A 25,745-nucleotide genomic window follows, 5' to 3' on the forward strand; every position below is an offset into this window, starting at 1 on the left:
TGGAAAGAGGATGGCGAACCGGATGCCGGTCAGCCCTGTCAAATCGTGAGGATCGCTGCGGCATCACCTCAAAAGGTCTGGCCGGCGATCATCACCAAGTGCTCGACGACGGGGCCGAGCGCCAAGGCCGGGAAGAAGGTCAGGCCGCCGACGATCAGGATAGTGCCGACGAGCAGCCCGACGAAGAGTGGACCATCCGTGGGGAAAGTGCCTGCCGAGGCCGGAACCGTCTTCTTGCCGATCAGCGAGCCGGCGATGGCCAGTGCCGGGATGATGACCAGGAAGCGGCCGGCGAGCATGCCGATGCCGAGCGTCACGTTGTACCAGGGTGTATTGCCTGCCAGCCCGCCGAAAGCCGAGCCGTTATTGGCCGCAGCCGAGGTATAGGCGTAGAGGATTTCGGAGAAGCCATGCGGGCCGGCGGTGCCGATCGAGGCGACGGCGGACGGCAGCACCGTGGCGATCGCGGTGAAAACCAGCATGGCAAGCGGCAAGCAGAGGATGGCGAGAACGGCCATCTTCATTTCCTTCGCCTCGATCTTCTTGCCGAGATATTCCGGCGTGCGGCCGACCATCAGGCCGGCGACGAAGACGGCGACGATGATGAACAGCAGGATACCGTAAAAGCCGGCGCCGACACCGCCGACGATGACTTCGCCGAGCTGCATGTTGATCAACGGAACGAGGCCGCCGAGCGCGGTGAAGCTGCCGTGCATCGCATTGACCGCGCCGCAGGAGGCGGCGGTGGTGATGACCGCAAACAGCGAAGACAGGGCGACGCCGAAGCGGACTTCCTTGCCTTCCATGTTGCCGCCGCCAAGACCGAAGGCGTGCATCGATGGGTTACCAGCGGCTTCCGCCCAATAGGTGACGGTGACGCCGGCGAGGAACAGCACGCCCATCGTCGCAAGGATCGCCCAGCCCTGGCGCTGGTTGCCGACCATGCGGCCGAAGACGTTGGTCAGCGCCGCGCCGATTGCGAAGATCGAAACCATCTGGATGAGGTTGGAGATCGCATCGGGGTTTTCGAAGGGATGGGCCGAATTGGCGTTGAAGAAGCCGCCGCCATTGGTGCCGAGCATCTTGATCGCAAGCTGCGAGGCGACGGGGCCGACGGCGATCGTCTGCTGCGCGCCTTCGAGCGTCGTCGCATTGACATAGGGTCCGAGCGTCTGCGGCACGCCGAGATAGACATAGACAAGCGTCAGCACGATGCAGATGGGCAGCAGCACATAGAAGGTGGCCCTCGTCATATCGACCCAGAAATTGCCGATGGCCTTGCCCGACGTGCGCGCGAAGGCGCGGATGAAGGCAAGTGCGATGGCGATGCCCGTCGCCGCGGAGGCGAAGTTCTGGACGGTGAAGCCAGCCATCTGGGTCAGATAGGACATCGTGCTTTCGCCGCCGTAGTTCTGCCAGTTGGTGTTGCTGACGAAACTGACGGCGGTGTTGAACGAAAGCTCCGGCGGGACGGCCGCCATGCCGGCCGGATTATAGGGAAGGCCGGCCTGCAGGCGCTGCAGCGCATAAAGCACGATGACGCCGAGAAGGTTGAAGAGCAGCATGGCAAAGGCATAGGAGGTCCAATGCTGTTCCTCGCGTTCGCCCGTGCCGGCCATGCGGTAAAGTCGCCGTTCGATCGGAACGAGGACGGGTGACAGGAAAGTGCGCTCGCCGCTGAAGACACGCGTCATGTAGCCGCCGAGCGGTTTGACGAGCACCAGGATGATCCCGCAGTAAAGCAGGATCTGAAGCCATCCGTTGAGGGTCATGGAGGTAAACTTTCAATACCCGGCTGCTTCTCGGTCGCATGCGCGACCTCAGAAGCGCCAGTTCTTTTCAGAAGCGTTCCGGGCGAAGCAGAGCGTAGGTGAGGTAGACAGTGAGAAACACGGTTACGGCACCGCTCAAGACATAATCGAGGGTCATCGTCGTTTCTCCTGTCAAAGCCTGTCGCAGGCTCTTGTGTAGGCAAAGCACAGCGCGAAGAATATGATCGCGGTGCCAAGCAGAATGATATCCATCATGATCGTGACTCCTGTTGTTCTTGTTGGAGTCAGACAAGACAAAGGGCGCACACCCTGGGGGGGTCGCCTTTCATGCTTTCTGGCGTGGAGATGATCTTTTCGATCTCTCGGAGATCAATATGGAACCGAAGGGCATAAAGGTTCGAGACGAGCAAGGAGCCGTCAATATAAAAATCTCATAAATGCTTTTCAGCGAGCGAGCTAAGGATCGATCCGGAACCGGTATTGGCCTTGGGCGCTGCGGCCGTCCATCGAGAGGACACGCCAGTCGATGGTATAGAGGCCGGGCGCCATGGCAGGGTCGAGCGGGACCTTGAAGATCGATCCTTCAGGACCGGAGAGAAATGGCTTGCCGGTGGGAAGCGCCAAACCCTCAGCATCGAACAGGATGGCCGTCGAGCGGGCAAGATTGACCGGGCCGGTGAAGGTGAGCGCGAGATTGGCCGGCACCACCCTTTCTTCCTGCTGCGGCGGGAGCGATGCTTGTTCGAGGGCCGCAGACGCCCCACTTGCGGCAAAGAGCAGGGATGCGAACAGACAGAATGACACGATCGATTTCATGATGGTCTTCCTTATCTTGCTGATCCGCATCTGCCCGGAGTCATCATGCTTCCGTGGCGCCGTGCCGGCTCATGGCTAATAACGCTGTCGGTGGCGATTTCGATCCCTCGTCTCGACGACAACACGCACCGGCCGCGGCTGGCGGCCCTTCGGCAGTTCGACAATCGGGTCCACAAGCCGGCGCCAGAATTCCCGCAATGACCTTGATATCGTCAGGCCGCAAGACCGATTTCCGCCGACATTATCGGGATCTTTCTTCATCTCTCTGCCTGTCCTCATGGTCGGGATCTCGTATGGAGAATGTACTCTCCGACGGTCTCGGCTGGAATCATACAGAGGTCTTGGAACACAAATCTTTCGGATTATAGAGGCGGGCATTTCATCGCATGTTGAGCAAAAGCTTAATCTCTAAGATTGAATTGCCGCCCCTTCCCGTCTTATAGTCGCTTCAACGGCACTCGATGAACCGAGGGGCCATAGGGAAGGAAACCGACGATGACCAAAGTCCGTGCGCTTGTCCTCGAGCGCCAGCATGAGCTTGCGCTTCGTGATATCGATCTGCCGCTCGAAACCGGCCCGGGCGAGGTGAAGATCAGGATCCACACCGTCGGTGTCTGCGGTTCCGACGTGCATTATTACACGCACGGCAAGATCGGCCCCTTCGTGGTCAACGCGCCGATGGTGCTCGGCCATGAAGCAGCAGGCACGGTCGTCGAGGTCGGGGCCGGCGTCACGCATCTGAAAGTTGGCGACCGCGTCTGCATGGAGCCCGGCATTCCCGATCCGAATTCCAAGGCAAGCCGGCTCGGCATGTACAATATCGATCCGGCGGTGACCTTCTGGGCGACGCCGCCGGTCCATGGCGTGTTGACGCCGGAGGTCGTGCATCCCGCCAACTACACCTTCAAGCTGCCTGACAATGTCAGCTTCGCCGAGGGCGCCATGGTCGAGCCCTTCGCCGTCGGCATGCAGGCGGCGAGCAAAGCGAAGATTACACCCGGCGATACCGCCGTCGTCCTCGGCGCCGGGCCGATCGGCACGATGGTGGCGATTGCTGCCCTTGCCGGCGGCTGCGCCCGGGCGATCGTCGCCGATCTCGCCCAGCCGAAGCTCGATATCGCCGCGCAATATCAGGGCGTCATTCCGGTCAATATCCGCGAAAAGAACCTGAGCGAAGAGGTCGGCCGGCTGACGGACGGCTGGGGCGCCGATGTCGTCTTCGAATGCTCCGGCTCACCGAAGGCCTGGGAGACGATCATGGCGCTGCCGCGCCCGGGCGGCGTCATCGTCGTCGTCGGCCTGCCGGTCAACCCGATCGGCTTCGACGTTTCGACGGCATCGACCAAGGAGATCCGCATCGAGACGGTGTTCCGCTACGCGCATCAGTATGAGCGCTCGATCGCCCTGCTCGGCTCGGGTCGCGTCGACCTGAAACCGCTGATTTCCGAGACCTTCACATTCGAGGATTCGATCAAGGCGTTTGATCGCGCCGTCGAGGCGCGGCCGAACGACGTAAAGCTGCAGATCGTGATGGAATAGGCCGTCTCATCGCCTTTACGAGCGCCTGGCGCTGAGTTTCATTTTGCGAAAGACCAGAGCCGCGCCTGCGACGACAGCCGCGCCTCCGGCTGCGACCAGCAGATGGCGGTGAAGGGGAAGGTGGCCTAATATCTGTTCGATGCCGTGTCCGAACAGGTAACCGAGCGCCGTGAAAAGCTGCCCCCACACCAGCGCGGCCGCGGCATTCAGGAGGACGAATTTTCCGGTCGGTATCCGTGTCGTGCCGATGACGATGGGGCTGATCGTCCGCAGCCCAACCAGAAAACGAAATGCAAGAATGAAACCGGTGGGATATTTTTCCAAAAGCGCGGTTGCGCGCGCCAGCGCCGGCTTTTCCTTCAGCCGGCGGACGAGGCTCCAGCTAGCCGCGTAACGACCGACGAGGAACCATAGTTGATCGCCGGCGAAAGATCCGGCCGTGGCCGCGAGCGACGCCGACCAATAGGGCAGCAGCCCGCGGTGTGAAATCACGCCGCCAAGGAACGCGGCCGTTTCGCCTTCAAAGGCGGCGCCCAGAAAGATCGCCAGCAGGCCGTAATTCTCGATCAGCAGTTCGATAGACACGCGGGGTCCGCCTCCAGCTGTCGATTTCCAAACATCACAGCTAAACCGGCTTCAGATCGCCAAGCAGCGTTGGAATCAACTCCGATACCGTCGGATGGATCGGTACCGACCATTGCAATGCCGGATAGGTCGTTCCCGCATTCATCGCATCGATCAAGCCGTGGATCACCTCGTCGCCCTCGATGCCGAGGATCGCCGCGCCGAGAATCTGCTTGGTCTCGGCATCGGCGATCACCTTCATGAAGCCCTTGGTCTCGCCGCGCTCGTTGGCGCGGCCAACCCGGCTCATCGGCCGGGTCGATACCATGATCTTGCGGCCGGAGGCGCGCGCCTGCTTCTCCGTCATGCCGACGCGGCCGAGTGGCGGGTCGATATAGAGCGCATAGGCCGGGATGCGGCTTGAAACCTTGCGGTCGTCGCCGTCGAGGAGATTGGCAGCGGCGATCTCGAAATCATTGTAGGAGGTGTGGGTGAAAGCGCCGTGGCCGTTGCAGTCGCCGAGCGCCCAGATGCCCTCGATATTGGTGGCGAGCCTGTCATCGACCGCGATGAAGCCGCGTTTGTCGGTGATGACGCCCGCGGCATCGAGGCCGAGATCGTCGGTGTTCGGCTTGCGTCCGGTGGCGATCAGCACATGGCTCGCATCGATCTTCGCCGGGCCGGCGGTGACGCTCACCCCGCTGCCGTTTCTGGCGAAGGCGATATTGCCGGCGTCGGTGTGGATGCCGATGCCTTCCGAGCGCAGGATGTCGGCGATCGCGTCTGATATATCCTCGTCCTCGCGCGATGCGAGCTTCGGGCCATGCTCGATGACGCTGACCCCGGCGCCGAAGCGGCGATACATCTGCGCGAATTCCAACCCGATATAGCTGCCGCCGATCACCACGAGATGCCGGGGCAGCGTGTCGAGATGGATGATCGAGGTGCTGGTGAGGTAATCGATTTCATTGATGCCCGGCAGGTCGGGAACGACGGGCCGCGCGCCGACATTGAGGAACATGCGCGGCGCGGTCAGCGTCTCGCCATTGACGCTGACGGTGTTGGGGCTCTCGAACCGGGCATGGCCGTAGATTACGCTCATGCCGTCCATGCCGCCCAACCAGTCGATCAGGCCGTTGCGGGCATTCATCGTGACTTTTTCGGCGCGGGCTCTGACCACCTTCATGTCGACGGCGATCTCGCCGGGGATCCTGACACCATAAGCGGCGCCGCTTCTTGCGACATGGGCGGCGCGGGCGCTGGCGACCAGCGTCTTCGTCGGCATGCAGCCGGCATTGACGCAGGTGCCGCCGAGGAATTTTCGCTCGATCAGCGCCACCTTCATGCCCTTTTCGACCATGCGGGCGGCAAGCGACGGGCCGGCCTGGCCGGCGCCGATCACGATAGCGTCGAAGCTTTTCATCCGACGGCCCCCACGATCAGCACCGCGCCGATGACGGCGACGGCATCCTCGATGAGGGCGGCTGGCAGGTCCTTGCCGAAGGAGGCGGCAAGCCGGCTGCGGAGGGCAGCGCCGCCATAGGTGCCGATGACGGCGCCAATTACGCCGGCGATCAGCCCGCCGAACAACAGGCTGCTGGCCGCACCGATGGTTGCGCCTGCCAGCGCGCCGGCGACGATGCGGGCGCCGAACTGCATCGGCACCTTGCGCGACGGCGTCGACGGCAACTGGTCGGCGATCAGTTCGACGACGGCGAGAACCGTGAAGATCCACGGCGTCCACTTGTAACCCATGAAGGCAAGCGGCGTCTGCGAGACGTCGAACCAGCCAAGTGCCGCACCCCAGGCGACGGCGGCCGGCGCCGTCATGGTGCGAAGGCCGGCAACGACACCGATCAGCAATGCAAGAAGCAGAAACATGCGATCCCCCTCTTTGCCGGCTTTGTGCCGCGAGAGGAAAGGTTGCACATTGTCAGGCGCCTGGCAATTCGCCTTGACGGGCCGGTGAATTAGTTCGCGAAAGCCGCGATGCCGGTGATCGCCCGGCCGATGATCAGCGCATGGATGTCGTGCGTACCCTCATAGGTGTTGACCACTTCGAGATTGACGAGATGGCGGGCGATGCCGAATTCGTCGGAAATGCCGTTGCCGCCGAGCATGTCGCGGGCGGCGCGCGCAATCTCCAGCGCCTTGCCGCAGCTGTTGCGCTTGAGGATCGAGGTTAGTTCCACCGGCGGATGGCCTTCCTCCTTCATGCGGCCAAGCCGCAGGCAGCCCTGCAGGCCGAGCGAGATCTCCGCCGCCATGTCGGCGAGCTTCTTCTGGATCAGTTGGTTGGCGGCGAGCGGCCGGCTGAACTGCTTGCGCTCCAGCGTGTATTGCCGTGCCCTGGCATAACAATCCTCGGCAGCACCGAGCGCGCCCCAGGCGATGCCGAAACGGGCCGAATTCAGGCAGGTGAACGGGCCCTTGAGGCCGGTGACGCCGGGCAGAAGATTTTCCTCGGGCACGAAGACCCCGTCCATCACCACTTCACCGGTGATCGAGGCGCGCAAGCCCACCTTGCCGTGGATGGCGGGAGCCGAAAGCCCTTTCCAGCCCTTTTCGAGGATGAAGCCGCGGATGAGGCCGTCCTCGGTCTTGGCCCAGACGACGAAGATATCGGCGATCGGCGCATTGGATATCCAGGTCTTCGAGCCGGTGAGGCTGTAGCCGCCGTCGACTTTTTTCGCGCGTGTCGCCATCGAGCCGGGGTCGGAGCCGTGATCGGGTTCGGTCAGGCCGAAGCAGCCGATCCATTCGCCGATGGCGAGTTTCGGCAGGTATTTCAGCTTCTGTGCTTCGGAGCCGAATGTTTCGATCGGCACCATGACCAGCGAGGACTGCACGCTCATCATCGAGCGGTAACCGCTATCGACCCGTTCGACTTCGCGGGCGATCAGGCCGTAGGCGACGTAACCGAGACCGGCGCCGCCATACTCAGGCGAGATCGTCGGGCCGAGCAGGCCGAGTTCGCCCATTTCGCGGAAGATCTGAGGATCGGTCTTTTCATTGCGGAAGGCGTCGAGAACGCGGGGCGCAAGTTTTTCCTGCGCATAGGCATGGGCCGTATCCTGCACCATGCGCTCCTCGCTGGTGAGCTGCTCCACCAGGCGGAACGGGTCGGCCCAGTCGAAAACCTCGCGCGTATGCTGCATGTCGGCGTCTCCTCACCCTTGAACTCAGGCTTGCCTCGCTCAAGCTCGCATAGACCCGCCAGCCGACCGCGTCAACAGAAGGCGGCCGTATCGAAAAGACAGCGCCCGCCATCTTTTCAAAAGCGTCGGCATGATCCACTTTGCCGGCGATCGATTCTGGAATGAGGAGACGGAAATGTCGTCAAGCGATCTGTTCGTATCGGCCGAAGGCGCCGAATGGGTCAACCCCGAGCCCGGCGTCGTCAGGCGCATCATGACCTATCTGCCTGAGATGATGATGGTGGAAGTGGCCTTCGAAAGCGGCGCTGTCGGTGCTGCTCATTCGCATCCGCACATCCAGGCAAGTTATGTCGCCGAGGGCAGCTTCGAAGTGACGATCGACGGCCGGACTGAGGTGCTGCGCCAGGGCGGCAGCTTCATCGTGCCCCCCAATCTCGTCCACGGCGTCAAGGCGCTGGAAAAGGGTCGGCTGATCGATGCATTCACCCCGCACCGGGCCGAGTTTCTCAAATAGTCAAGTTTCGGCTTCGGACCGGCGCGGCGCGCCTGCGGCGGTGACGTAGGGCGGCACGAAGCGCACATCCTCGCCGCGCACCGCCTCGCGCAGGAAATCGATGACGGCGCGAACGCGCGGCGCCTGTTTCAGGTCGCGATGGCAGGTGATCCAGTATTGGCGCTTGAGGTCGATTTCCTCGGGCAGCACGCGCACGAGCTCGGGATAACGGCTGGCGAAGAAGTAGGGCAGGATGCAGAGGCCGAGGCCGTTTCGGGTGGCGGTGAGCTGCGCGAAGATGCTGGAACTCTGGAATTGCGGCTTGATGCGCGGATGCACATCGCTCAGATAATCCAGGCCCGGCGCGAAGATCATTTCCTCGATATAGCTGACGAAGGGATGGCCGAGCAGGTCCTCGCGGCAGGTGATCTCAGGCGCCTTTGCCAGATAGTCGCGCGAGCCGTAGATCTGCAGGTGATAGTCGGTCAGCTTCTCGGCAAAATAAGGCCCGCCCTTCGGCTCGTCGAGCACGACGGAAAGATCGGCGTCCTTGCGTGACAGCGACATGATCTGCTGGATCGTTACCAGTTCCAGCGCCAGGTGCGGATGCTGGGCGGCAAACCGCGGCAGCACGGTCGCGAAGAAGAAATTGGCAAAACCTTCAGGCGCGCTGAGGCGCACGAGGCCGCGCTGCGCCATCGAGCCGTCGGCGAGATCGGCGCGCAGCCGCTCGATCTCCTGCTCCATCCGCTCGGCTGTCTCGATGAAACGCGTGCCCATGGCGGTCAGCACATAGCCGCGCGGATTGCGCTCGAAGAGCTTGACCTTGAGGGTGAATTCCAGCCGGTCGATGCGGCGCGAGACCGTGGCATGGCTAGAGCGCAACTGCCGGGCCGCCGTCGAGAGCTGTCCAGTGCGGGCTACGGCTAGAAAAAACTGCAGATCGTCCCAAGTAAACTGCGGTGGATTGTTCATGGCGATCCCCTCTGTTCAAAAATGAACAGATACTGTTTGGAATTAGTTGTAAATCACCCGTTGCCTCAAGGCGGAATTTCCTTGATCGTAGGCTAAGGGTCGGCCGCTCCGAGGAGTGCGGCTGGCCAAATCTGAACAGATCCGCAATCTGGCCAATCTCTGGGAGGAGAGAATATGCGTAAGAATCTCATTGCATCAGTTGCATTTCTGCTTGCAAGCAGCACTGCGGTGCTCGCGCAGAGCGCGACCGACGGCAAGGTCAAGATCGGCATCCTGAACGACCAGTCGGGTGTCTATGCCGATTTCGGCGGCAAGTCTTCGGTCGAGGCTGCCAAGATGGCGGTCGAGGATTTCGGCGGCAAGGTGCTTGATGTGCCGATCGAGATTGTCGATGCAGACCACCAGAACAAACCGGATATTGCCTCCAACATCGCCCGCCAATGGTACGACACCGAGCAGGTGGATGCGATCATGGAATTGACGACCTCGTCGGTGGCGCTCGCCGTGCAGGCTATCGCCAAGGAGAAGAAGAAGATCGACATCGTCACCGGTGCGGCGACGACCGATCTCACCGGCAAGGCCTGCTCGCCTTACGGGTTCCATTGGGCCTACGACACGCATGCGCTTGCCGTCGGCACCGGCGGCGCCCTCGTCAAGCAGGGCGGCGACAGCTGGTTCTTCCTGACTGCCGACTATGCCTTCGGTTATTCGCTGGAACAGCAGACCAGCGATTACGTCAAGGCGAGCGGCGGCAAGGTCGTCGGCGCCGTCCGCCATCCGCTGTCGACCCAGGATTTCTCGTCCTTCCTGCTGCAGGCGCAATCATCCGGCGCCAAGGTGATCGGTCTCGCCAATGCCGGCCTCGACACCTCGAATGCCATCAAGCAGGCGGCCGAATTCGGCATCACCCAGGGCGGCCAGCATCTGGCGGCGCTGCTCTTCACGCTCGCCGAAGTACATGGTCTTGGCCTCGAGGCGGCACAGGGGCTGACGCTGACGGAAGGTTTTTACTGGAACCGCGATGACGAAAGCCGCGCCTTCGCCAAGAAGTTCTTCGCCCGCACCGGCAAGATGCCGAACATGATCCACACCGGCACCTATTCGGCAGTGACGCAATATCTGAAGGCGGTGCAGAAGGCCGGCACCGACGAAACGGAAGCCGTCGCCAAGCAGCTGCATGAAATGCCTGTTGATGACGTCTTCGGCCGTGGTGGCACGGTCGGCGCCAATGGCCGGATGATCCACGACATGTACCTGCTGCAGGTCAAGAAGCCTTCCGAAAGCAAGGAGCCGTGGGATTACTTCAACGTACTTGCCACCATTCCCGGCAAGGAAGCCTATATCGATCCCGCCAAGAGCGGTTGCGATCTGGTGAAGTGAGCGCAATGGCGGTTTCCGCAATTGAAACGCAGGAAAAGCCGCGGGTGGTATTGTCCGCCCGCGGCCTGCGCCGCGATTTCGGTGGCTTCACGGCCGTCAAGAACGTCGATCTCGACGTGCATGATGCGAGCGTGCATGCGCTGATCGGCCCAAACGGCGCCGGCAAGACGACGGTCTTCAACCTGCTGACCAAGTTCCTGCAGCCGACATCGGGCACGATCACCCTGATGGGCACCGATATCACCAAGACGCCGCCCGACAAGGTGGCGCGCATGGGGTTGGTGCGGTCCTTCCAGATCTCGGCGGTCTTCCCGCACTTAAGCGTTCTCGACAATGTGCGGGTGGCGCTGCAGCGGCCGAACAATCTTTCCACCCAGTTCTGGCGGCCGCTCTCGGCGCTCGACCGGCTGAACGCGCGCGCCGAGCAACTGCTTGCCAGCGTCGGGCTTTCCAAGGAGCGCGATCAGATCGCCGCCGATCTCTCCTATGGCCGCAAGCGCGTGTTGGAGATCGCCACCACGCTGGCGCTCGATCCCAAGGTGCTGTTGCTCGACGAACCGATGGCCGGCATGGGGCTAGAGGATGTCGCCGTCGTCTCATCCATCATCCGCGACGTCGCCCGCGACCGGGCGGTGCTGATGGTCGAGCACAATCTCTCCGTCGTCGCCAATATCTGCCAGCATGTCACCGTGCTGCAGCGCGGCGAAATCCTCGCCGAGGGCGACTACGCCACAGTCAGCCAGGACGAGCGCGTGCGCGTCGCCTATATGGGCACGGAGGAGCATTGATGGTCGCTCTCCTCGAAGTCCAGGGACTGAACGCCTGGTACGGCGAAAGCCACGTCCTGCACGGTGTCGACATGCGAGTGGCCGAAGGCGAGACGATCACCATTCTCGGCCGCAACGGCGTCGGCAAGACGACGACATTGCGCACCATCACCGGCATCGTGCGGTCCCGCAAGGGCAGGATCAGCTTTGCCGGCAGCGACATGATGCAGGTGCCGCTGCACAGGACGGCCCACCGCGGCATCGGCTTCGTGCCGGAGGAGCGCGGCATCTTCTCGACGCTGACGGTCTCGGAAAACTTGCTGCTGCCGCCGGTCGTGGCGAAGGGCGGCATGACGCTTGACGAGATCTACGAACTCTTCCCCAATCTCTACGAACGCCGCAGCAGCCCCGGCACTAAACTTTCCGGCGGCGAACAGCAGATGCTGGCGATCGCCCGGATCCTGCGCACCGGCGTCAGGTTGCTTATTCTCGACGAACCGACGGAGGGACTTGCCCCCGTCATCGTCCAGCGTATCGGCGAGGTGCTGCAGACCCTGAAAGGACGCGGCATGACGATCCTGCTGGTCGAGCAGAACTTCCGTTTCGCCAGCCGTATTGCCGATCGCTTCTATCTGATGGATCATGGGCAGATGGTGTCGGAATTCCCGGTCGGCGAACTGCCGCAGCGCATGGATACGCTGCACAAGGTTCTGGGAGTATGACCAGATGACGATGATCTTCGGCATTCCCCTGCAGGCGTTGCTCGGCCAGCTGTTGATCGGCCTGATCAACGGCTCGTTCTATGCGCTGCTCAGCCTCGGCCTTGCCATCATCTTCGGCTTGCTCAGGGTGATCAACTTCGCCCATGGCGCGCAATATATGCTCGGCGCCTTCGTCGCCTATCTGCTGTTGACCTATGCCGGTATCGGCTACTGGCCGTCGCTGATCCTGGCGCCACTCATTGTCGGCCTTGCCGGCGCCATCATCGAGCGGCTGTTCCTGCGCCGGCTCTATGATCTCGATCCGCTCTACGGCCTGCTCTTCACCTTCGGGCTGGCGCTCGCGGTCGAAGGCACCTTCCGTTATCTTTACGGCTCCTCCGGCCAGCCTTATGCGACGCCGGCAGCGCTAGCCGGCGGCGCCAATCTCGGCTTCATGTTCCTGCCGATCTATCGCGGCTGGGTGGTGGTCGTCTCGCTGGTCGTCTGCCTCGGCACATGGCTGCTGATCGAGAAGACCAAGCTCGGCGCCTATCTCCGCGCCGCCACCGAAAACGCGACACTGGTGCAGGTCTTCGGGGTCAACGTGCCGGTGCTGCTGACGCTCACCTACGCGCTCGGTGCCGGCCTGGCCGCCTTTGCCGGGGTGCTGGCCGCGCCGATCTACCAGGTCTCGCCGCTGATGGGCTCGAACATGATCATCGTCGTCTTCGCCGTGGTCGTCGTCGGCGGCATGGGATCGATCATGGGCGCGATCATCACCGGTTATGTGCTCGGCATCGCCGAGGGCCTGACCAAGGTCTTTTATCCCGAGGCTTCCAACATCGTCATCTTCGTCATCATGGCGATCGTGCTTCTCATCAGGCCCGCGGGCCTCTTCGGCCGGGATGCCTGACATGACCGACATCACCGACACCATTCAAACGGAAAAAAGCCGAACCGCCCTTTCGGTGCAGGCGGGCTTCCTCGCCATTGGGCTTTTGCTCCTGCTGCTCGCGCCATTCTTCTTCTATCCGATCTTCCTGATGAAGCTGCTGTGCTTCGCGCTGTTTGCCTGCGCCTTCAACCTGCTGCTCGGTTATACCGGGCTGCTGTCGTTCGGCCATGCCACCTTCTTCGGCGGGGCCGCCTATTTCACCGCCTATACAGTGAAGGAATGGGGCCTGCCGCCGGAGCTCGGCATCCTGATCGGCGTGGCGGGGGCTGCCTTTCTCGGGTTGGTGATGGGCTTCTTCGCCATCCGCCGCCAGGGCATCTATTTCGCGATGATCACGCTGGCGCTGTCGCAGATGTTCTTCTTCTTCTGCCTGCAGGCGAAATTCACAGAGGGCGAGGACGGCATCCAGTCGGTGGCGCGCGGCCATCTGTTCGGCTTCATCGATCTGAACAGCTCGACCAACATGTATTATTTCGTGCTGGCCGTTTTCATCATCGGCGTGCTGATCATCTGGCGTTTCATCAACTCGCCCTTCGGCATGATCCTGAAATCAATCCGCGAGAACGAGAATCGGGCTGTCTCGCTCGGCTATTCCGTCGCGCGTTACAAGCTCGGCGCCTTCGTCATGTCGGCAGCCCTTGCCGGGCTTGCGGGCGCGGTAAAATCGATCGTCTTCCAGTTTGCGACGCTCACCGACGTCGCCTGGCAGATGTCGGGCGAAGTAATCCTGATGACGCTGCTTGGCGGCATCGGCACGCTGGTCGGCCCGCTCTTCGGCGCCGGGCTGGTGGTGGCGTTGGAAAACTACCTCGCTACCTCGGAATTTCCGGTGACGATCATCACCGGCATCGTCTTCATGGTCTGCGTGCTGATCTTTCGTCGCGGCATTATCGGCGAATTCTACGCCTCGCGGCTGGGGCGCAAACTGGGATTCGTCTATCGCCGCTGAGCGGGCGAACCTCTTCCCGTCCCGCGGGGAGAGGGAAGCGGCAGGCATCTGAGGTTTCGTGTGGGGCACATGGATCATTACGACTATATTATCATCGGGGCAGGCAGCGCCGGCTGTGTGCTCGCCAACCGGCTGTCAGCCGATGGCAGGAGCCGGGTGCTGCTGCTCGAAGCCGGCGGCAGCGACAATTACCACTGGATCCACATTCCTGTCGGTTATCTCTATTGCATCAACAATCCGCGTACCGACTGGTGTTTCACCACGGCGCCTGAAGCCGGGTTGAACGGCCGGGCGCTGAGCTATCCGCGCGGCAAGGTGCTCGGCGGCTCCTCTTCGATCAACGGCATGATCTATATGCGCGGCCAGGCGCGTGATTACGATCTCTGGCGGCAGATGGGCTGCAGCGGTTGGGGTTGGGACGATGTCCTGCCCTTCTTCCGCAAGTCCGAGGATTTTTATCGCGGCGAAGACGAGATGCACGGCGCTGGCGGCGAATGGCGGATCGAGAAGGCGCGGGTGCGCTGGGCCGTGCTCGACGCTTTCCAGCAGGCGGCGAAGGAGGCAGGCATTCCGGAGACCGCAGATTTCAACCGCGGCAGCAACGAAGGTTCCGGCTATTTCGACGTCAACCAGCGTTCCGGCATTCGCTGGAACACCTCGAAGGCCTTCCTGCGCCCGGCGATGCGACGTTCTAACCTGACCGTGCTGACCAAGGCGCAGGTTCGGCGGCTGCTGGTCGAGGAGGGCGTCGTTGCCGGCGTCGAATTCCAGCATCGCGGCGAGCCGCAACGTGCTTATGCGGCAAAGGAGACCATTTTGTCAGCCGGGTCGATCGGCTCGCCGCATATCCTGGAATTGTCCGGCATCGGCAAGGGTGAGGTTCTCCGGCAGGCGGGCGTCGATGTCGTCACTGAGGTGAAGGGTGTCGGCGAGAACCTGCAGGACCATCTGCAGCTGCGTCTGGCCTACAAGGTGACGGGCGTTCCGACGCTGAACGAAAAGGCGACAAAGCTGATCGGCAAGGCGGCGATCGGGCTCGAATACCTCGTCCGCCGCTCCGGGCCGATGGCGATGGCGCCGAGCCAGCTCGGTATCTTCACCCGATCGGGTCCGGACCGGGAAACGCCCGATCTGCAATATCACGTGCAGCCGGTATCGCTGGAGAAGTTCGGCGATCCCGTCCATCCTTTCCCGGCAATCACCGCGAGCGTCTGCAATCTGAGGCCCGAAAGCCGCGGATCGGTGCACCTGTCGAGCCCGGATTTCGCCGCCCAGCCGACGATCAGCCCGAAATACCTCTCGACACAGCGCGATCGTGACATAGCTGTCCGTTCGATACGGTTGACGCGCAAGATCGTCGCGCAGCCGTCGTTCGCCCGATTCAGGCCGGAGGAGTTCAAGCCGGGGCCTAGCTATCAGACGGAAGCCGATCTGGAGCAGGCGGCGGGCGAAATCGGCACGACGATCTTCCATCCCGTCGGTACCTGCCGCATGGGCGCCGACAGGGACAGCGTCGTCGATCCCCGGCTGCGCTTCCGGGCGCTTGGCAAGCTCAGGATCGCCGACGCCTCGGTAATGCCGTCGATCACCTCGGGCAACACCAATTCGCCGACGATCATGATCGCCGAAAAGGCGGCAGCGATGATCCTCGAAGACAATCGATAGGAGAAGACCATGGCAAAGATCGCATTCATCGGGCTTGGCAATATGGGTGGGCCGATGGCGGCCAATCTGGTCAAAGCAGGCCACGAGGTCCTCGGTTTCGATCTCGCGGCCTCCGTGCTGAAGGCGGCCGAGGACAGCGGCGTCAAGCCGGCAAGCCATGCCAGCCAGGCGGTCAAGGACGCCGAGATCGTCATCACAATGCTGCCGCAGGGCAGGCACGTGCTGACGGCCTGGACGGATATCCTGCAGACCGCGGCGCAGGGCACACTGGTCATCGATTGCTCGACGATCGATGTCGAGAGCAGCCGCAAGGCGCATGAGATGGCCAAGGCCGCAAGCTGCCTTTCGCTCGACGCGCCCGTCTCCGGCGGCACCGGCGGGGCGAGCGCCGGCACACTGACCTTCATGGCGGGCGGCTCGGACGAGGCCTTCGCCAGAGCAAAACCCATTCTCGAGGCGATGGGCAAGAAGATCGTCCATTGCGGCGAGGCCGGTGCCGGCCAGGCGGCAAAGATCTGCAACAACATGATCCTCGGCATCTCGATGGTCGGCGTCTGCGAGGCCTTCGTGCTCGCCGAAAAACTCGGCCTCTCGCACCAGGCGCTGTTCGACGTCGCCTCGACCTCATCCGGCCAGTGCTGGTCGATCAATACCTATTGCCCGGTGCCCGGGCCGGTGCTGACGTCGCCGGCCAACAACGACTACAAACCGGGTTTTGCCGCGGCGCTGATGCTGAAGGATCTGAGACTCTCGCAGGAGGCGGCGCTGGCGAGCGGTGCCTCAACGCCGATGGGTGCCGAAGCGGCCCAGCTTTTTGCGCTCTTCGAAAAGCAGGGCAATGGCGGCAGGGATTTTTCCGCCATCATCGAGATGTTCCGCGAGAAGGTGTAAGCGACCAGCTAGAGCGGTTCAGCTTTTGATGGAAGCGCAGAACCACTCTAACCTTTTGTTTTAACGCAATTCCGGACGGAAAACCGCTTCGCACTTTTCCTGGAATTGCTTTATAAGAGATAGCTGACCGGCTCGTTTCGAACCGGATGGGGAAAGACACCCATACCGACGCCGAAAATCGACTGCAGCGTCTCGGCCTGCATGATCTCCATGGGCGTGCCCTCGGCGGTGATCCGGCCGCGATTGAGCGCGATGATCGCGTCGCAGTAGCGTGCGGCAAGGTTGATGTCGTGCAACACGATGATGACGGTCAGCCCGCGTTCATGGCTGAGTTCCTGCACCAGCGAGAGGACGCTTGCCTGATGGGCAAGGTCGAGCGCCGAGGTCGGCTCGTCGAGTAACAGGCAGCGGGCGTCCTGGGCGAGCATCATGGCGATCCAGGCACGCTGGCGCTCGCCGCCGGACATGTTGGCGACGAGACGATCGGCAAAATCGTCAAGCTCGGTGCGGGCAATTGCCTCCTCGACCATGTTGCGATCCGTCGCGGTGAAGCGGCCAAGCGTGCCGTGCCAGGGAAAACGGCCGAGCGCCACGAGTTCCCGCACGGTCATGCCGTCGGTCGCCGGCGTGAATTGCGGCATGTAGGCGACGTGCCGGGCAAATTCCCGGGCGCCCCAATCGCCCGCCCGTTTGCCGTTGAAGGCGATGGCGCCGGATTTCGGCGCGACCTGGCGGGCGATGATCTTCAAAAGCGTGCTCTTGCCGGAACCGTTCGGCCCCACCAGACCGTAGATGCGGCCCTGCTCGAGCGTCAGGTCGATGCCATGCAAGATGGATTTCGGCCCGATGGCATAATCGACTCCCGACAGGTCAAGGAAAGGCGAAGGCATGGTCTGCTCCGGGTTCGGTGTCGCACGGGTTCGAGAGGGCAAGCCCTCCCTTTCCCTGCAAAACTTAACCTGAATTGTCAACTTATGCTTTCTGTCCGACACGGTTCCGCGCGCCGACCGGATGCGGTGACATCCTCCCGTGGGCTTCAAATCAACACTTCGACACCGAGAAACTTAGCCTGCTGTCGCCGAACAGGATATCGATCTCGCCGGGTTCGGTCAGTTCGACCGCGCCGCTCAACGTGCCGGTCGTGATCAGCGCGCCTGCCTTCAGCGATGTCTCTGGGCGCAAGCCATCATTGGCGTAATCGACGAGCCAGGTGAGAACGTCGCCCTTCGGATGCTGCGCCGGGCCATCATAGATCGTGCGGCCGGCATGGGTGACCTTGAGCGGCGTGCCACCGGCTTTGTCGACAAAGCTTTTTTCGAGCTTCGGGCCGAGCACATAACCGCTATTGCCGAGCCGGTCGGCGACGAACAGCAGGAAGGAAACGCCGCCGCTTTCCCTGAGGGCGCTGACCAGCAGTTCGGCGCCGAGATAGGCAGCGGAGATCGCTTCGACCACGTCGGCGCGGCTGTAGGGAGCACCCGGGCGGATCGGCAGGTCCTTGCCGAGACGGACGGCGATCTCGGTCTCGAATTTCAGGCCCGGATACCAGGGGATGCTGGCGCCGGCGGCAGCCTCGGCATAGGGATGCAGGGGAGCAGTAACCGCCTGGCCCTGCGGCGAGACCGTCACTTTCCAAGCATTGCTGGAGATGCCATCTGCGGCGGCAAGGAAATTCTGCGCTTCCATCGCCTGATGCAGATCGGCCGGCAGGGTGAAACTGCCGGTTTCCTCCTGCCTGCCGGCTTGGCGCAGGCTGTGAAACCTGACTGCGAGCCCGCGCGGATCGAATGTCTCTGTCATGCTGTCTCCTCGACTTGGTTTTCGAGGGGCACACTAACCGCAAGGCAGGGGCGAGCAAGACCGTTCTTGGGCCGTATTTGGAAAGACTCTTATTCCATCGCCGCGTACCAGTGATCGCGATACGCCGAGAGCCCTGGGATCTCGGTCGGCGGAACATGCGTCTCGGCACCCGATAACGGCCGGATGCCGGTGAGGAGGGCCGCGCCCTGGCTGGTGCCGGTTGTACCAGGAACGGCCATGACCTCGCGGCCGGTAAGGGCGGCAAGCAGCTTGAGATAGGTCTCGTTCAGGGCAAAAGGCCCTTCGACGATGACGGGGCCTTTGGCGCCAATCAGCCCGAGGCAGGCATCGGTCATCAAAGCGAGATAGAGGCAGGCCGTGGCATAACGCTCCTCGCGGCTTGCCTGCTCGGCGCCGATCCAGCGGCTCACCTTTCCCGGAAACGGCCCGGAACCGGGGCCGATATTGGGCAACAGCATCATGCCTTTACCGATGACAGGGCCGATCGCCGCCTGGGCCGCCTTTTCGTCGACAGGACCGATCTCGGCCGAAAGGATTTCGAATTCCCGCCCGCCCATGAAACGCGAGGAGGGAACGGCCCGGCCATAGGCATCGACATTGGCGAGCGCGTCGCGTTTTTGATCGAGATGATCGAGGTCGCCGCCGACGCCGAAATTGATGACCCAGGTGCCTGTGGAGACGACGGCGAAGGGTGCTTCCCGATGGACCAGATGCGGCAGCAGCGAGGCATTGGAATCGTGAATGCCGCAATAGACCGGCACGGGTGCTGCAAGGCCGAGCTCGGTGGCGATCTCGGGCAGGACCGGGCCGAGCGCATCGAAGGCGGAGCGGATCGGCGCCATCAGCGCGCGAATGCCGAGCCTGTCGACCAGCGAGGAATAGTCGCCGGCCTTCGGGTTCCAGAGGTCGGTATGGCAGCCGAGCGAGGTCAGCTCATTGGCGGCGATACCGGTCAGCCGCGCCGTCCAATATTGCGCATAGGTGAGGATGGTGGCCACCCTGGCGAATTCCTCGGGAAAGGCGGTCTTCTGATGGTGCAGCTGCGCGCCGATATTGAGGCCCATCGCGAGGCGTGGGGAGAAGGTTTCGTCGAAGGCGGGACGCAAGGCCGTATAGGCATCACGAATTTCCTGCGGATATTCGTGTTCGTAGTCGATCACAGGCATGGCGAGCGTGCCGTCCCCGCCAAGCAGCGCGGCGGCGGCGCCATGGGTGGTGACCGAGATGGCATCGAAACCCGTTTCCCCCGCAAGCCTCTTCAGCGCATCGAGCGCAAAGGACCAAAGCGCCTCAATGTCGTAATGCGGGTAGGGACCGGTTTTGATCGCGATGTTCGGGCGCTTCAGGACGGCGATCTCGGCGCCGGTTTCGCTGTCGAGCACGACGACCTTGGCATTGGTCTTGCCGATGTCGAGTACGGCGATGCGGCGATAGGAGTTGGCGTTCATGGCATATGGAAGAGCGTGACGAGGTCGCTTTGCACCGGCGAATTGTCCGGGTTGGTCGCCATGATATCGGCCATGTGCGCCCACCATTTCTTCATGACCGGATGCTCCGGCAGGCTTGCCATGGTGTGATCGGCGGGCCGCGTCAACACGCCAAACAGCGTGTTGGTCTCGCGGTCAAGATGGATGGAATAGTCGCTGGCGCCCGACCTATGCAGGAGATCGACCAATTCCGGCCAGATTTCGTCATGTCGCTTACGGTATTCGGCTTCCATGCCGGGATTGAGCTGCATCTTGAAGGCGTGTTTTTCTCTGGTCATCGGGAGCTCATGAGCTTGACGCGGCGGGCGATGATCGGGATGGCGATGGTAATGATCAAAAGCAGGCCGATGAAGATCGACATGACGATGCCGGGCACGTTCAACAGGCCAAGGCCGAAGGTGACGAGGCCCATGACGAAGGCGGCGATGACGACGCCGCCGATCGTGCCGGAGCCGCCGAGGATCGAGATGCCGCCGAGCACGACCATGGTGACGACTTCGAGCTCCCAGCCTTGGGCGATCGACGGCCGGGTCGAGCCGAGGCGTGAGGTGAGGCAGATGGAGGCGACACCGCTCATGACGCCGGTTAGCAGGAAAAGGATGAATTTGACGCGCTCGACCGGGATGCCGGAGAAGCGGGCAGCGAAATCATTGTTGCCGATCGCATAGACCTGCCGGCCGAAATTCGTCGCGTGCAGCAGGATGGCGAACAGGATCGCCAGCACGAAGAACAGCACGAATTCGAAGGAGAATACCCAGACGACGTAGCCCTGGCCGAAATAGGCGAAGTCGGCGGGGTATTTGCCATAGGCTTGGTCGCCAAGCACGATATAGGAAATGCCGCGGAAAAGGCTCATCGTGCCGATGGTGACGACGATCGACGGCAGTTTCAGTACCGAGACCAGCACGCCGTTAAAGGTGCCGCAGGCAAGGCCGGTGCCGATGCCGATCAGAACCAGGCCCGGTGTGCCGATGCCGGCTTGCGCTGCCGCCCCCATCGCCGTCGAGGCGAGCGCGATAATCGCGGCGACCGAGAGGTCGATCTCGCCCGATATGACGAGCAGCGCCATGGCAAAGGCGATCATTGCCTTTTCTGTGAAGTTGAAGGTGGCGTCCGAAAGGTTCCAGGCGTCGAGGAAATAGGGCGAAGCCAGGGAATTGAAGATGAAGATCAGGATCGCGACGGCAAAGAGCAGCACTTCCCAGCTGGCGGCGATGCGGCGGAAGGGCGTGCCGAGACGATCGGGGATGACCCGCTTTTCGCGTGTGGGCACGGTGCTCATGCTGCGGCCTCCGTTCTGATCTCGGCTGCGGCGCGGTCGCGCAGGATGATGCGGCCGCGGTTGCGCTCGCGCCTGGCGTTGAAGGCGACGGCGAGAATGATGACGGTTCCGGAGATCGCCATCTGGGTGAAGGGTGAAATGCCGATGACCGGCAGCGCGTTCTTGATGACGCCGAGGAAGAGTGCGCCGAGCACGGTGCCGGCGACCGAGCCGACGCCGCCGGCAATCGAGATGCCGCCGATGACGCAGGCCGCTACGCTGTCGAGCTCAAAACCGCTTGCGATATCGACATAGGCGACGGCATAGCGCGACACCCAGAGATAGCTTGAAAGCCCGGCGAGCGCGCCTGACAGGACGAAGGCGAGGAATTTGGTCCAGCCGGTATCGATGCCGGCATAGACGGCCGCGGTCGGATTGCCGCCGGTTGCATAGGCCGAGCGGCCGAACTGGGTATATCTGAGCAGCACATACATCAACAGTACGATGATGATGCCGACCCAGCCGAGGACGGGCAGGCCGAGGATCGGCGTGCGCGGCACCGACAGGAAGACCGGCGTCATCTGGTGGGCATTGACCCACGCCCCGCCCGAGAGCACGAAGGCCATGCCGCGATAGATGGTCAGCGTGCCGAGTGTGACGACGATCGGCGGGATTTCCAGCGCCCAGACGAGAAAGCCGTTGATGGCGCCGAGACAGGCGCCGATGACGATCGCCGCAAGGATCAGTACGACGAGCGGCAGATCGGGATAGGCGGCATTCATCATCGCGATCGCCATGCCGGTGAAGGCGAGGTTAGCGGCAACCGACAGGTCGATCGACTTCGTCAGGATGACCGTCATCTGCGCCAGCGCCAGGATGATCAGGATCGAGGTATCGTTGAAAATGCCGGCGAGATTGTCCGGCGTTGCGAAATCCGCAGCCCGCGTCGAAAAGATCGCAATCATCACCACAATGATGAGGAACAGCAGGGTTTCGCGTTTTCTGATCAGTCTTGCCATGCTCTTGCCTTATGCATTGTGGGCCTCATGCATTGCCGGTGGCGGCGCGCACCAGCGCTTCCGGCGTCAGCTCGGCGCGTTCGAAAATCCCGGCCGCCAGGCCTTCCTTCATCACCAGAACGCGGTCCGACATGCCGATGATCTCGGGCAGTTCCGACGAGACCATGATGATCGACAGGCCTTCGGCGGCGAGTTCGCTGATAAAGCCGTGCACGGCGGCCTTCGAGCCGATGTCGATGCCCTTGGTCGGTTCGTCGAGGATAATGACCTTCGGCGACGTCGCCAGCCACTTGCCGATGACCACCTTCTGCTGATTGCCGCCCGACAGCGTGCCGACCGGCACGGAAAGGGCGGCGGCACGCAGATCCAGCCGCTCGGCATATTTGCGCGCCAGCGCGAATTCTTCTGCCGCTCTCAGGAAGCCGCGGCGCGAGGTGCGGGCGAGCGAGGGCAGCGTCATGTTCTGGAAGATCGGCATCGGCAGCGCCAACCCGTGGCGGCCGCGCTCCTCCGGCACGTAGACGATGCCGGCCCGGATCGCGTCCTGCGGCGAATGGATCGAGACCTCGCGGCCTTCGAGCATCATCGTGCCGGAGAGCGGCCTGGTGATGCCGAACAACGATTGCGACAGTTCCGAGCGGCCGGCGCCGATCAGACCGTATATGCCGAGAATCTCGCCCTTGCGCAGGGTGAAGGAAATGTCGCGGAATTCAGTGCGATGGCTGTAGTTGCGGATCTCCAGAACCGGGCCGCCGATAGCGACATCGATCTTCGGAAAGGCGTTCTCGACGTCGCGGCCGACCATCATCCGGACGATCTCGTCCTGCGGCGTTTCCTTGAGCCGGCCCTGGCCGATGGCGCGGCCGTCGCGGAAGACGACGAAATCATCGGCGATTTCGTAAACCTCGTCGAATTTGTGGCTGATGAAGAGGATCGCCTTGCCCTGTTCCTTCAGGCTCCGGACGATGCGGAAGAGATCGTCGATCTCCTTGCGGGAAAGAGCGGCCGTCGGCTCGTCCATGATGACGATGCGGGCCTCGATCGACAGAGCGCGGGCGATCGCCACCAGGTGGCGCTGCGCAATGGAGAGGTCTTTGAGCCGGATCGTCGGGTCGATATTGCTTTCGAGCGCGATGAGCAGCGCCTTCGAGCGGCTGTTCATCGCCTGCCAGTCGATGGTGCGAAGGCGCGTGCGCGGCGCGTGGCCGAGGAAGATGTTTTCAGCAACCGTCAGCTCGTCGAAAAGCACGGTTTCCTGATGGATGGCGGTGACGCCGGCATCGATCGCCGCCTGGGCGCTGGCAAAGGTCACTGGCCGGCCGTCGACCAAAATCTCGCCTTCGTTCGGCCGGTAGATGCCGGTCAGGATCTTGACGAGCGTCGATTTGCCGGCGCCGTTTTCGCCGATCAGCGCCGTCACCGTGCCGGGGTGGAGCGCGATGCTGACATTGTCGAGCGCCTTCACGCCCGGAAAGATCTGGGAGATGCCGCGCATTTCCAGAATGGCGGGCGCATCGCCGGTTTTGCTGTCCGTGGCGGTTTGTTGAAAGGCGGCGTTCATCAGATTTCTACCAGTGTCGAATGGGAAATCCCGGCGGCTTGAAGGCCGCCGGGTTTTTCTGTGTTTGCTCTGGATCAGAAGACCTTGGAGAACTGGTCGATGTTCGAGGCATTGTAGACGAAGGGATCAGCCATGGCGGCTTCGCCGTTGTCGCCGATCTTGATCTTGCCCATGCGGCCGGCGGTGATTTCGCTGCCCGGCTTGCCGTCGGCGTCACCCTTGACGAGGTGATAGGCGATCTGGGCTGCGGAATAGCCGAGGTCGATCGGGTTCCAAATGGCGAATTCCTTGGTGGCGCCCGACTTGATCGCGCCGGCCATTTCGGACGGCAGGCCGAGACCGGTGACGTAGACCTTGCCGACAAGGCCCTTGTCTTCGACGACCTTGGAGGCGGCGAGAACGCCGACCGTCGTCGGAGCGACGATGACCTTGACGTTCGGGTTCGACTTCAGCAGGCCTTCGGCTTCACGATAGGACTTGTCCGAGAGGTCGTCGCCGTAAACCGTAGTGACGAGGTTGAGGCCCGGGAAATCCTTGAGCTGCTTCTTCATCTGGTCGATCCAGATGTTCTGGTTGGTCGAGGTGGTCGTTGCCGACAGGATGGCGAAGTCACCCTTGCCGCCGTCGAGGTGGTCCTTGACGAGCGTCAGGCACATCTTGCCGATCAGCTCGTTGGACGACGGGTTCAGCTGCAGGATACGGCCTTCCGGCGCGACGCCGGAATCCCAGGAAATGACCTTGATGCCGCGCTGAGCAGCCTTCTTCAGCGCCGGAACGAGCGCATCGGGATCGTTGGCCGAGACGGCGATGGCGTCGACTCCCTGGGCGATCAGCGAGTTGATGACTTCGATTTGGCCTTCGGCCGTCGTCGACGTCGGACCGGTGTAGATGACCTCAACGCCGCCGAGTTCCTTGGCGGCTTCTTGGGCGCCCTTGTTGGCGGCGTCGAAGAAGCCGTTGCCGAGCGACTTCACGACCAGGCCGATCTTGATGTCCTTGGCGCTTGCAGTGCCGGCCATCATGGCGACGGCGAGCGCTACACTGAGCGCAAGTGTCTTTGCGAGTTTCATGTACTTTCCTCCCTTAAAGATTAGACTTCCACACCTCGGCGGCGCCTCATGCGACCGACGAGGAATCCTCCCTCACACCCTGGGCCACCGGGCTGGCGACAACGAGCCGGACGCCGGCATTCTCGACCATGCGAGCTGCCTCGTCCGAAATCGCGTCATCAGTGATGATCACAGAAACGCGGTCGAGCGCGCAGAGAATGAGGCTCGACCGGCGATTGAATTTGCTTGAATCGGCCATGACGACGAGTTCGTCGGCCTGGTGCATCAGCTTCTGCTCACTCTGAATGATGAGCGCATCCGCCTCCATGATGCCAAGCGGGCCGACGCCTTGGGCGCCGATGAACATGCGCCGCGCATAAAAATTGCGGATCGCGTCATTGTCGAAAGGCGACAGGATCAGGCTTTGCTCGCGATAGATCGCGCCGCCCGGCACCGTCACCGTGTTTTTGGAATGCTTCACCAGATGTTCGGCGATCGCGAAAGAATTGGTCATGACCTGCAAGCGATGGCCGGCCATGTAATGCACCATCTGGAAGGTGGTCGTGCCGCCATTGATAATGATGGCGTCGCCGGCTTCGCAGAGTTCGACGGCTGCGCGGGCAATTGCACGTTTTTTATCGATGTTGACTGATTCTGACACCCGGAAGGGCCGGCCGGCAAGATTGCCGAGCTGCGGCGGATGCACAGCCTCCGCACCACCGCGGACGCGGCGGATCTTGCCCTGCACATGAAGAGCCGCAATGTCGCGCCGGATTGTCGCTTCAGAAGCTTCCGTCAGCTCGGAAATGTCCTGGATCGTCACGACGGACTTTTCCTGAACGGCGCTTAAGATAATGCGGTGGCGTTCGCGTTCATGCATGGGGCTCCTCCTCTGGTCATATTTATTTCGCATCCGTTAATG

Annotated in this window: 27 protein-coding genes; 10 read left to right on the forward strand and 17 right to left on the reverse strand. The window is 62.2% G+C overall.

What is annotated here, in order from left to right; genetic code table 11:
* Positions 1-68 precede the first annotated feature (68 nt).
* The 3 genes from kdpA to HJB89_RS02315 form a co-directional block, all read right to left on the reverse strand.
* Positions 69-1,772, reverse strand: a complete 1,704-nt coding sequence (gene kdpA, locus HJB89_RS02305; RefSeq protein ID WP_221115669.1) for a potassium-transporting ATPase subunit KdpA — start codon at positions 1,770-1,772, stop codon at positions 69-71.
* Between the two features lie 67 nt (positions 1,773-1,839).
* Positions 1,840-1,929, reverse strand: a complete 90-nt coding sequence (locus tag HJB89_RS02310) for a K(+)-transporting ATPase subunit F (RefSeq protein ID WP_003547774.1) — start codon at positions 1,927-1,929, stop codon at positions 1,840-1,842.
* 299 nt (positions 1,930-2,228) lie between these two features.
* Positions 2,229-2,588, reverse strand: a complete 360-nt coding sequence (locus HJB89_RS02315) for a copper resistance protein CopC (RefSeq protein WP_207585589.1) — start codon at positions 2,586-2,588, stop codon at positions 2,229-2,231.
* A gap of 45 nt (positions 2,589-2,633) precedes the next feature.
* Between HJB89_RS02315 and HJB89_RS02320 the strand changes: the two genes are divergently transcribed.
* Positions 2,634-2,789, forward strand: coding sequence for a hypothetical protein (locus tag HJB89_RS02320; RefSeq protein WP_221131876.1), 156 nt, complete (start codon positions 2,634-2,636; stop codon positions 2,787-2,789).
* Positions 2,790-3,083: 294 nt separating this feature from the next.
* Positions 3,084-4,127, forward strand: coding sequence for an NAD(P)-dependent alcohol dehydrogenase (locus HJB89_RS02325; RefSeq protein WP_221139984.1), 1,044 nt, complete (start codon positions 3,084-3,086; stop codon positions 4,125-4,127).
* 15 nt (positions 4,128-4,142) lie between these two features.
* Here the strand turns inward: HJB89_RS02325 and HJB89_RS02330 are convergent, their stop codons facing one another.
* The 4 genes from HJB89_RS02330 to HJB89_RS02345 all read right to left on the reverse strand — a co-directional run bounded on the left by HJB89_RS02330 (position 4,143) and on the right by HJB89_RS02345 (position 7,849).
* Positions 4,143-4,712, reverse strand: coding sequence for a DedA family protein (locus HJB89_RS02330; protein ID WP_221115671.1), 570 nt, complete (start codon positions 4,710-4,712; stop codon positions 4,143-4,145).
* Between the two features lie 40 nt (positions 4,713-4,752).
* Entirely contained in the window at positions 4,753-6,114 is a 1,362-nt protein-coding gene (locus HJB89_RS02335) for an FAD-containing oxidoreductase (RefSeq protein WP_221131878.1), read from the reverse strand.
* The gene (locus tag HJB89_RS02340) at positions 6,111-6,572 is read right to left on the reverse strand and encodes a DUF4126 family protein (protein WP_221115673.1); all 462 of its coding nucleotides are present in this window, start codon (positions 6,570-6,572) and stop codon (positions 6,111-6,113) included. The genes HJB89_RS02335 and HJB89_RS02340 overlap by 4 nt, the downstream gene beginning before the upstream one ends.
* Before the next feature lie 89 nt (positions 6,573-6,661).
* Positions 6,662-7,849 (reverse strand): acyl-CoA dehydrogenase, encoded by a 1,188-nt coding sequence (locus tag HJB89_RS02345; protein ID WP_207585594.1) that lies wholly within the window; start codon positions 7,847-7,849, stop codon positions 6,662-6,664.
* Between the two features lie 175 nt (positions 7,850-8,024).
* Between HJB89_RS02345 and HJB89_RS02350 the strand changes: the two genes are divergently transcribed.
* Positions 8,025-8,363, forward strand: coding sequence for a cupin domain-containing protein (locus HJB89_RS02350; protein WP_183834382.1), 339 nt, complete (start codon positions 8,025-8,027; stop codon positions 8,361-8,363).
* On the opposite strand, the gene HJB89_RS02355 is transcribed toward HJB89_RS02350, so the two are convergent.
* Positions 8,364-9,317: a LysR family transcriptional regulator gene (locus HJB89_RS02355; RefSeq protein ID WP_221148830.1), complete on the reverse strand. Its 954-nt coding sequence runs from the start codon at positions 9,315-9,317 to the stop codon at positions 8,364-8,366. It lies immediately after the preceding gene.
* Positions 9,318-9,491: 174 nt separating this feature from the next.
* Here HJB89_RS02355 and HJB89_RS02360 point away from each other — a divergent pair, with 174 nt between their 5' ends.
* The 7 genes from HJB89_RS02360 (at position 9,492) to mmsB (ending at position 16,625) form a co-directional block, all read left to right on the forward strand.
* Positions 9,492-10,697, forward strand: a complete 1,206-nt coding sequence (locus HJB89_RS02360) for an ABC transporter substrate-binding protein (protein ID WP_221131880.1) — start codon at positions 9,492-9,494, stop codon at positions 10,695-10,697.
* Positions 10,698-10,702: 5 nt separating this feature from the next.
* A complete protein-coding gene (locus HJB89_RS02365) occupies positions 10,703-11,485 on the forward strand; it encodes an ABC transporter ATP-binding protein (RefSeq protein ID WP_221115676.1) in 783 nt (260 codons plus the stop codon).
* Positions 11,485-12,186 (forward strand): ABC transporter ATP-binding protein, encoded by a 702-nt coding sequence (locus HJB89_RS02370; RefSeq protein ID WP_207585598.1) that lies wholly within the window; start codon positions 11,485-11,487, stop codon positions 12,184-12,186. Before HJB89_RS02365 ends, HJB89_RS02370 begins: the two co-directional genes overlap by 1 nt.
* 4 nt (positions 12,187-12,190) lie before the next feature.
* Positions 12,191-13,078 carry a branched-chain amino acid ABC transporter permease gene (locus tag HJB89_RS02375; protein WP_221131882.1) on the forward strand — a complete coding sequence of 296 codons (888 nt, stop codon included), beginning with the start codon at positions 12,191-12,193 and terminating at the stop codon, positions 13,076-13,078.
* A 1-nt stretch (position 13,079) separates the two neighbouring features.
* Positions 13,080-14,069, forward strand: a complete 990-nt coding sequence (locus tag HJB89_RS02380) for a branched-chain amino acid ABC transporter permease (RefSeq protein ID WP_221148832.1) — start codon at positions 13,080-13,082, stop codon at positions 14,067-14,069.
* 69 nt (positions 14,070-14,138) lie between these two features.
* Entirely contained in the window at positions 14,139-15,734 is a 1,596-nt protein-coding gene (locus HJB89_RS02385; protein WP_221149016.1) for a GMC family oxidoreductase, read from the forward strand.
* 9 nt (positions 15,735-15,743) lie between these two features.
* Positions 15,744-16,625 carry a 3-hydroxyisobutyrate dehydrogenase gene (mmsB, locus tag HJB89_RS02390; RefSeq protein WP_221148837.1) on the forward strand — a complete coding sequence of 294 codons (882 nt, stop codon included), beginning with the start codon at positions 15,744-15,746 and terminating at the stop codon, positions 16,623-16,625.
* Positions 16,626-16,735: 110 nt separating this feature from the next.
* Here mmsB and HJB89_RS02395 read toward each other — a convergent pair whose 3' ends face one another.
* The 9 genes from HJB89_RS02395 to HJB89_RS02435 form a co-directional block, all read right to left on the reverse strand.
* Positions 16,736-17,515 carry an ABC transporter ATP-binding protein gene (locus HJB89_RS02395; protein ID WP_221131885.1) on the reverse strand — a complete coding sequence of 260 codons (780 nt, stop codon included), beginning with the start codon at positions 17,513-17,515 and terminating at the stop codon, positions 16,736-16,738.
* 151 nt (positions 17,516-17,666) lie between these two features.
* The gene (locus tag HJB89_RS02400) at positions 17,667-18,425 is read right to left on the reverse strand and encodes a fumarylacetoacetate hydrolase family protein (protein ID WP_221115681.1); all 759 of its coding nucleotides are present in this window, start codon (positions 18,423-18,425) and stop codon (positions 17,667-17,669) included.
* 89 nt (positions 18,426-18,514) lie between these two features.
* Positions 18,515-19,894 carry an FGGY-family carbohydrate kinase gene (locus HJB89_RS02405; protein WP_221148839.1) on the reverse strand — a complete coding sequence of 460 codons (1,380 nt, stop codon included), beginning with the start codon at positions 19,892-19,894 and terminating at the stop codon, positions 18,515-18,517.
* On the reverse strand, positions 19,891-20,211 hold the full coding sequence (rhaM, locus tag HJB89_RS02410) for an L-rhamnose mutarotase (protein ID WP_207585605.1): 321 nt from the start codon (positions 20,209-20,211) through the stop codon (positions 19,891-19,893). The genes HJB89_RS02405 and rhaM overlap by 4 nt, the downstream gene beginning before the upstream one ends.
* Positions 20,208-21,215 carry an ABC transporter permease gene (locus HJB89_RS02415; RefSeq protein ID WP_221131888.1) on the reverse strand — a complete coding sequence of 336 codons (1,008 nt, stop codon included), beginning with the start codon at positions 21,213-21,215 and terminating at the stop codon, positions 20,208-20,210. The genes rhaM and HJB89_RS02415 overlap by 4 nt, the downstream gene beginning before the upstream one ends.
* Positions 21,212-22,213 (reverse strand): ABC transporter permease, encoded by a 1,002-nt coding sequence (locus HJB89_RS02420; RefSeq protein ID WP_221131889.1) that lies wholly within the window; start codon positions 22,211-22,213, stop codon positions 21,212-21,214. The genes HJB89_RS02415 and HJB89_RS02420 overlap by 4 nt, the downstream gene beginning before the upstream one ends.
* A gap of 25 nt (positions 22,214-22,238) precedes the next feature.
* Complete coding sequence (locus HJB89_RS02425; protein ID WP_221131890.1) at positions 22,239-23,774, reverse strand: sugar ABC transporter ATP-binding protein; 1,536 nt, start codon at positions 23,772-23,774, stop codon at positions 22,239-22,241.
* A 74-nt stretch (positions 23,775-23,848) separates the two neighbouring features.
* On the reverse strand, positions 23,849-24,844 hold the full coding sequence (gene rhaS / locus HJB89_RS02430) for a rhamnose ABC transporter substrate-binding protein (RefSeq protein WP_007627590.1): 996 nt from the start codon (positions 24,842-24,844) through the stop codon (positions 23,849-23,851).
* 46 nt (positions 24,845-24,890) lie between these two features.
* Positions 24,891-25,703: a DeoR/GlpR family DNA-binding transcription regulator gene (locus HJB89_RS02435; protein ID WP_207585610.1), complete on the reverse strand. Its 813-nt coding sequence runs from the start codon at positions 25,701-25,703 to the stop codon at positions 24,891-24,893.
* Positions 25,704-25,745: the final 42 nt, after the last annotated feature.

The sequence above is a fragment of the Rhizobium sp. NZLR8 genome (genome assembly GCF_019685025.1).
GTDB lineage: Bacteria > Pseudomonadota > Alphaproteobacteria > Rhizobiales > Rhizobiaceae > Rhizobium.

Coding starts and splice junctions, on each gene's coding strand:
- kdpA (WP_221115669.1), bottom strand. CDS start 1,772: ATGACCCTCAACGGATGGCTTCAGATCCTGCTTTACTGCGGGATCATC.
- HJB89_RS02310 (WP_003547774.1), bottom strand. CDS start 1,929: ATGACCCTCGATTATGTCTTGAGCGGTGCCGTAACCGTGTTTCTCACT.
- HJB89_RS02315 (WP_207585589.1), bottom strand. CDS start 2,588: ATGAAATCGATCGTGTCATTCTGTCTGTTCGCATCCCTGCTCTTTGCC.
- HJB89_RS02320 (WP_221131876.1), top strand. CDS start 2,634: ATGCTTCCGTGGCGCCGTGCCGGCTCATGGCTAATAACGCTGTCGGTG.
- HJB89_RS02325 (WP_221139984.1), top strand. CDS start 3,084: ATGACCAAAGTCCGTGCGCTTGTCCTCGAGCGCCAGCATGAGCTTGCG.
- HJB89_RS02335 (WP_221131878.1), bottom strand. CDS start 6,114: ATGAAAAGCTTCGACGCTATCGTGATCGGCGCCGGCCAGGCCGGCCCG.
- HJB89_RS02340 (WP_221115673.1), bottom strand. CDS start 6,572: ATGTTTCTGCTTCTTGCATTGCTGATCGGTGTCGTTGCCGGCCTTCGC.
- HJB89_RS02345 (WP_207585594.1), bottom strand. CDS start 7,849: ATGCAGCATACGCGCGAGGTTTTCGACTGGGCCGACCCGTTCCGCCTG.
- HJB89_RS02350 (WP_183834382.1), top strand. CDS start 8,025: ATGTCGTCAAGCGATCTGTTCGTATCGGCCGAAGGCGCCGAATGGGTC.
- HJB89_RS02355 (WP_221148830.1), bottom strand. CDS start 9,317: ATGAACAATCCACCGCAGTTTACTTGGGACGATCTGCAGTTTTTTCTA.
- HJB89_RS02360 (WP_221131880.1), top strand. CDS start 9,492: ATGCGTAAGAATCTCATTGCATCAGTTGCATTTCTGCTTGCAAGCAGC.
- HJB89_RS02365 (WP_221115676.1), top strand. CDS start 10,703: ATGGCGGTTTCCGCAATTGAAACGCAGGAAAAGCCGCGGGTGGTATTG.
- HJB89_RS02370 (WP_207585598.1), top strand. CDS start 11,485: ATGGTCGCTCTCCTCGAAGTCCAGGGACTGAACGCCTGGTACGGCGAA.
- HJB89_RS02375 (WP_221131882.1), top strand. CDS start 12,191: ATGACGATGATCTTCGGCATTCCCCTGCAGGCGTTGCTCGGCCAGCTG.
- HJB89_RS02380 (WP_221148832.1), top strand. CDS start 13,080: ATGACCGACATCACCGACACCATTCAAACGGAAAAAAGCCGAACCGCC.
- HJB89_RS02385 (WP_221149016.1), top strand. CDS start 14,139: ATGGATCATTACGACTATATTATCATCGGGGCAGGCAGCGCCGGCTGT.
- mmsB (WP_221148837.1), top strand. CDS start 15,744: ATGGCAAAGATCGCATTCATCGGGCTTGGCAATATGGGTGGGCCGATG.
- HJB89_RS02395 (WP_221131885.1), bottom strand. CDS start 17,515: ATGCCTTCGCCTTTCCTTGACCTGTCGGGAGTCGATTATGCCATCGGG.
- HJB89_RS02400 (WP_221115681.1), bottom strand. CDS start 18,425: ATGACAGAGACATTCGATCCGCGCGGGCTCGCAGTCAGGTTTCACAGC.
- HJB89_RS02405 (WP_221148839.1), bottom strand. CDS start 19,894: ATGAACGCCAACTCCTATCGCCGCATCGCCGTACTCGACATCGGCAAG.
- rhaM (WP_207585605.1), bottom strand. CDS start 20,211: ATGACCAGAGAAAAACACGCCTTCAAGATGCAGCTCAATCCCGGCATG.
- HJB89_RS02415 (WP_221131888.1), bottom strand. CDS start 21,215: ATGAGCACCGTGCCCACACGCGAAAAGCGGGTCATCCCCGATCGTCTC.
- HJB89_RS02420 (WP_221131889.1), bottom strand. CDS start 22,213: ATGGCAAGACTGATCAGAAAACGCGAAACCCTGCTGTTCCTCATCATT.
- HJB89_RS02425 (WP_221131890.1), bottom strand. CDS start 23,774: ATGAACGCCGCCTTTCAACAAACCGCCACGGACAGCAAAACCGGCGAT.
- rhaS (WP_007627590.1), bottom strand. CDS start 24,844: ATGAAACTCGCAAAGACACTTGCGCTCAGTGTAGCGCTCGCCGTCGCC.
- HJB89_RS02435 (WP_207585610.1), bottom strand. CDS start 25,703: ATGCATGAACGCGAACGCCACCGCATTATCTTAAGCGCCGTTCAGGAA.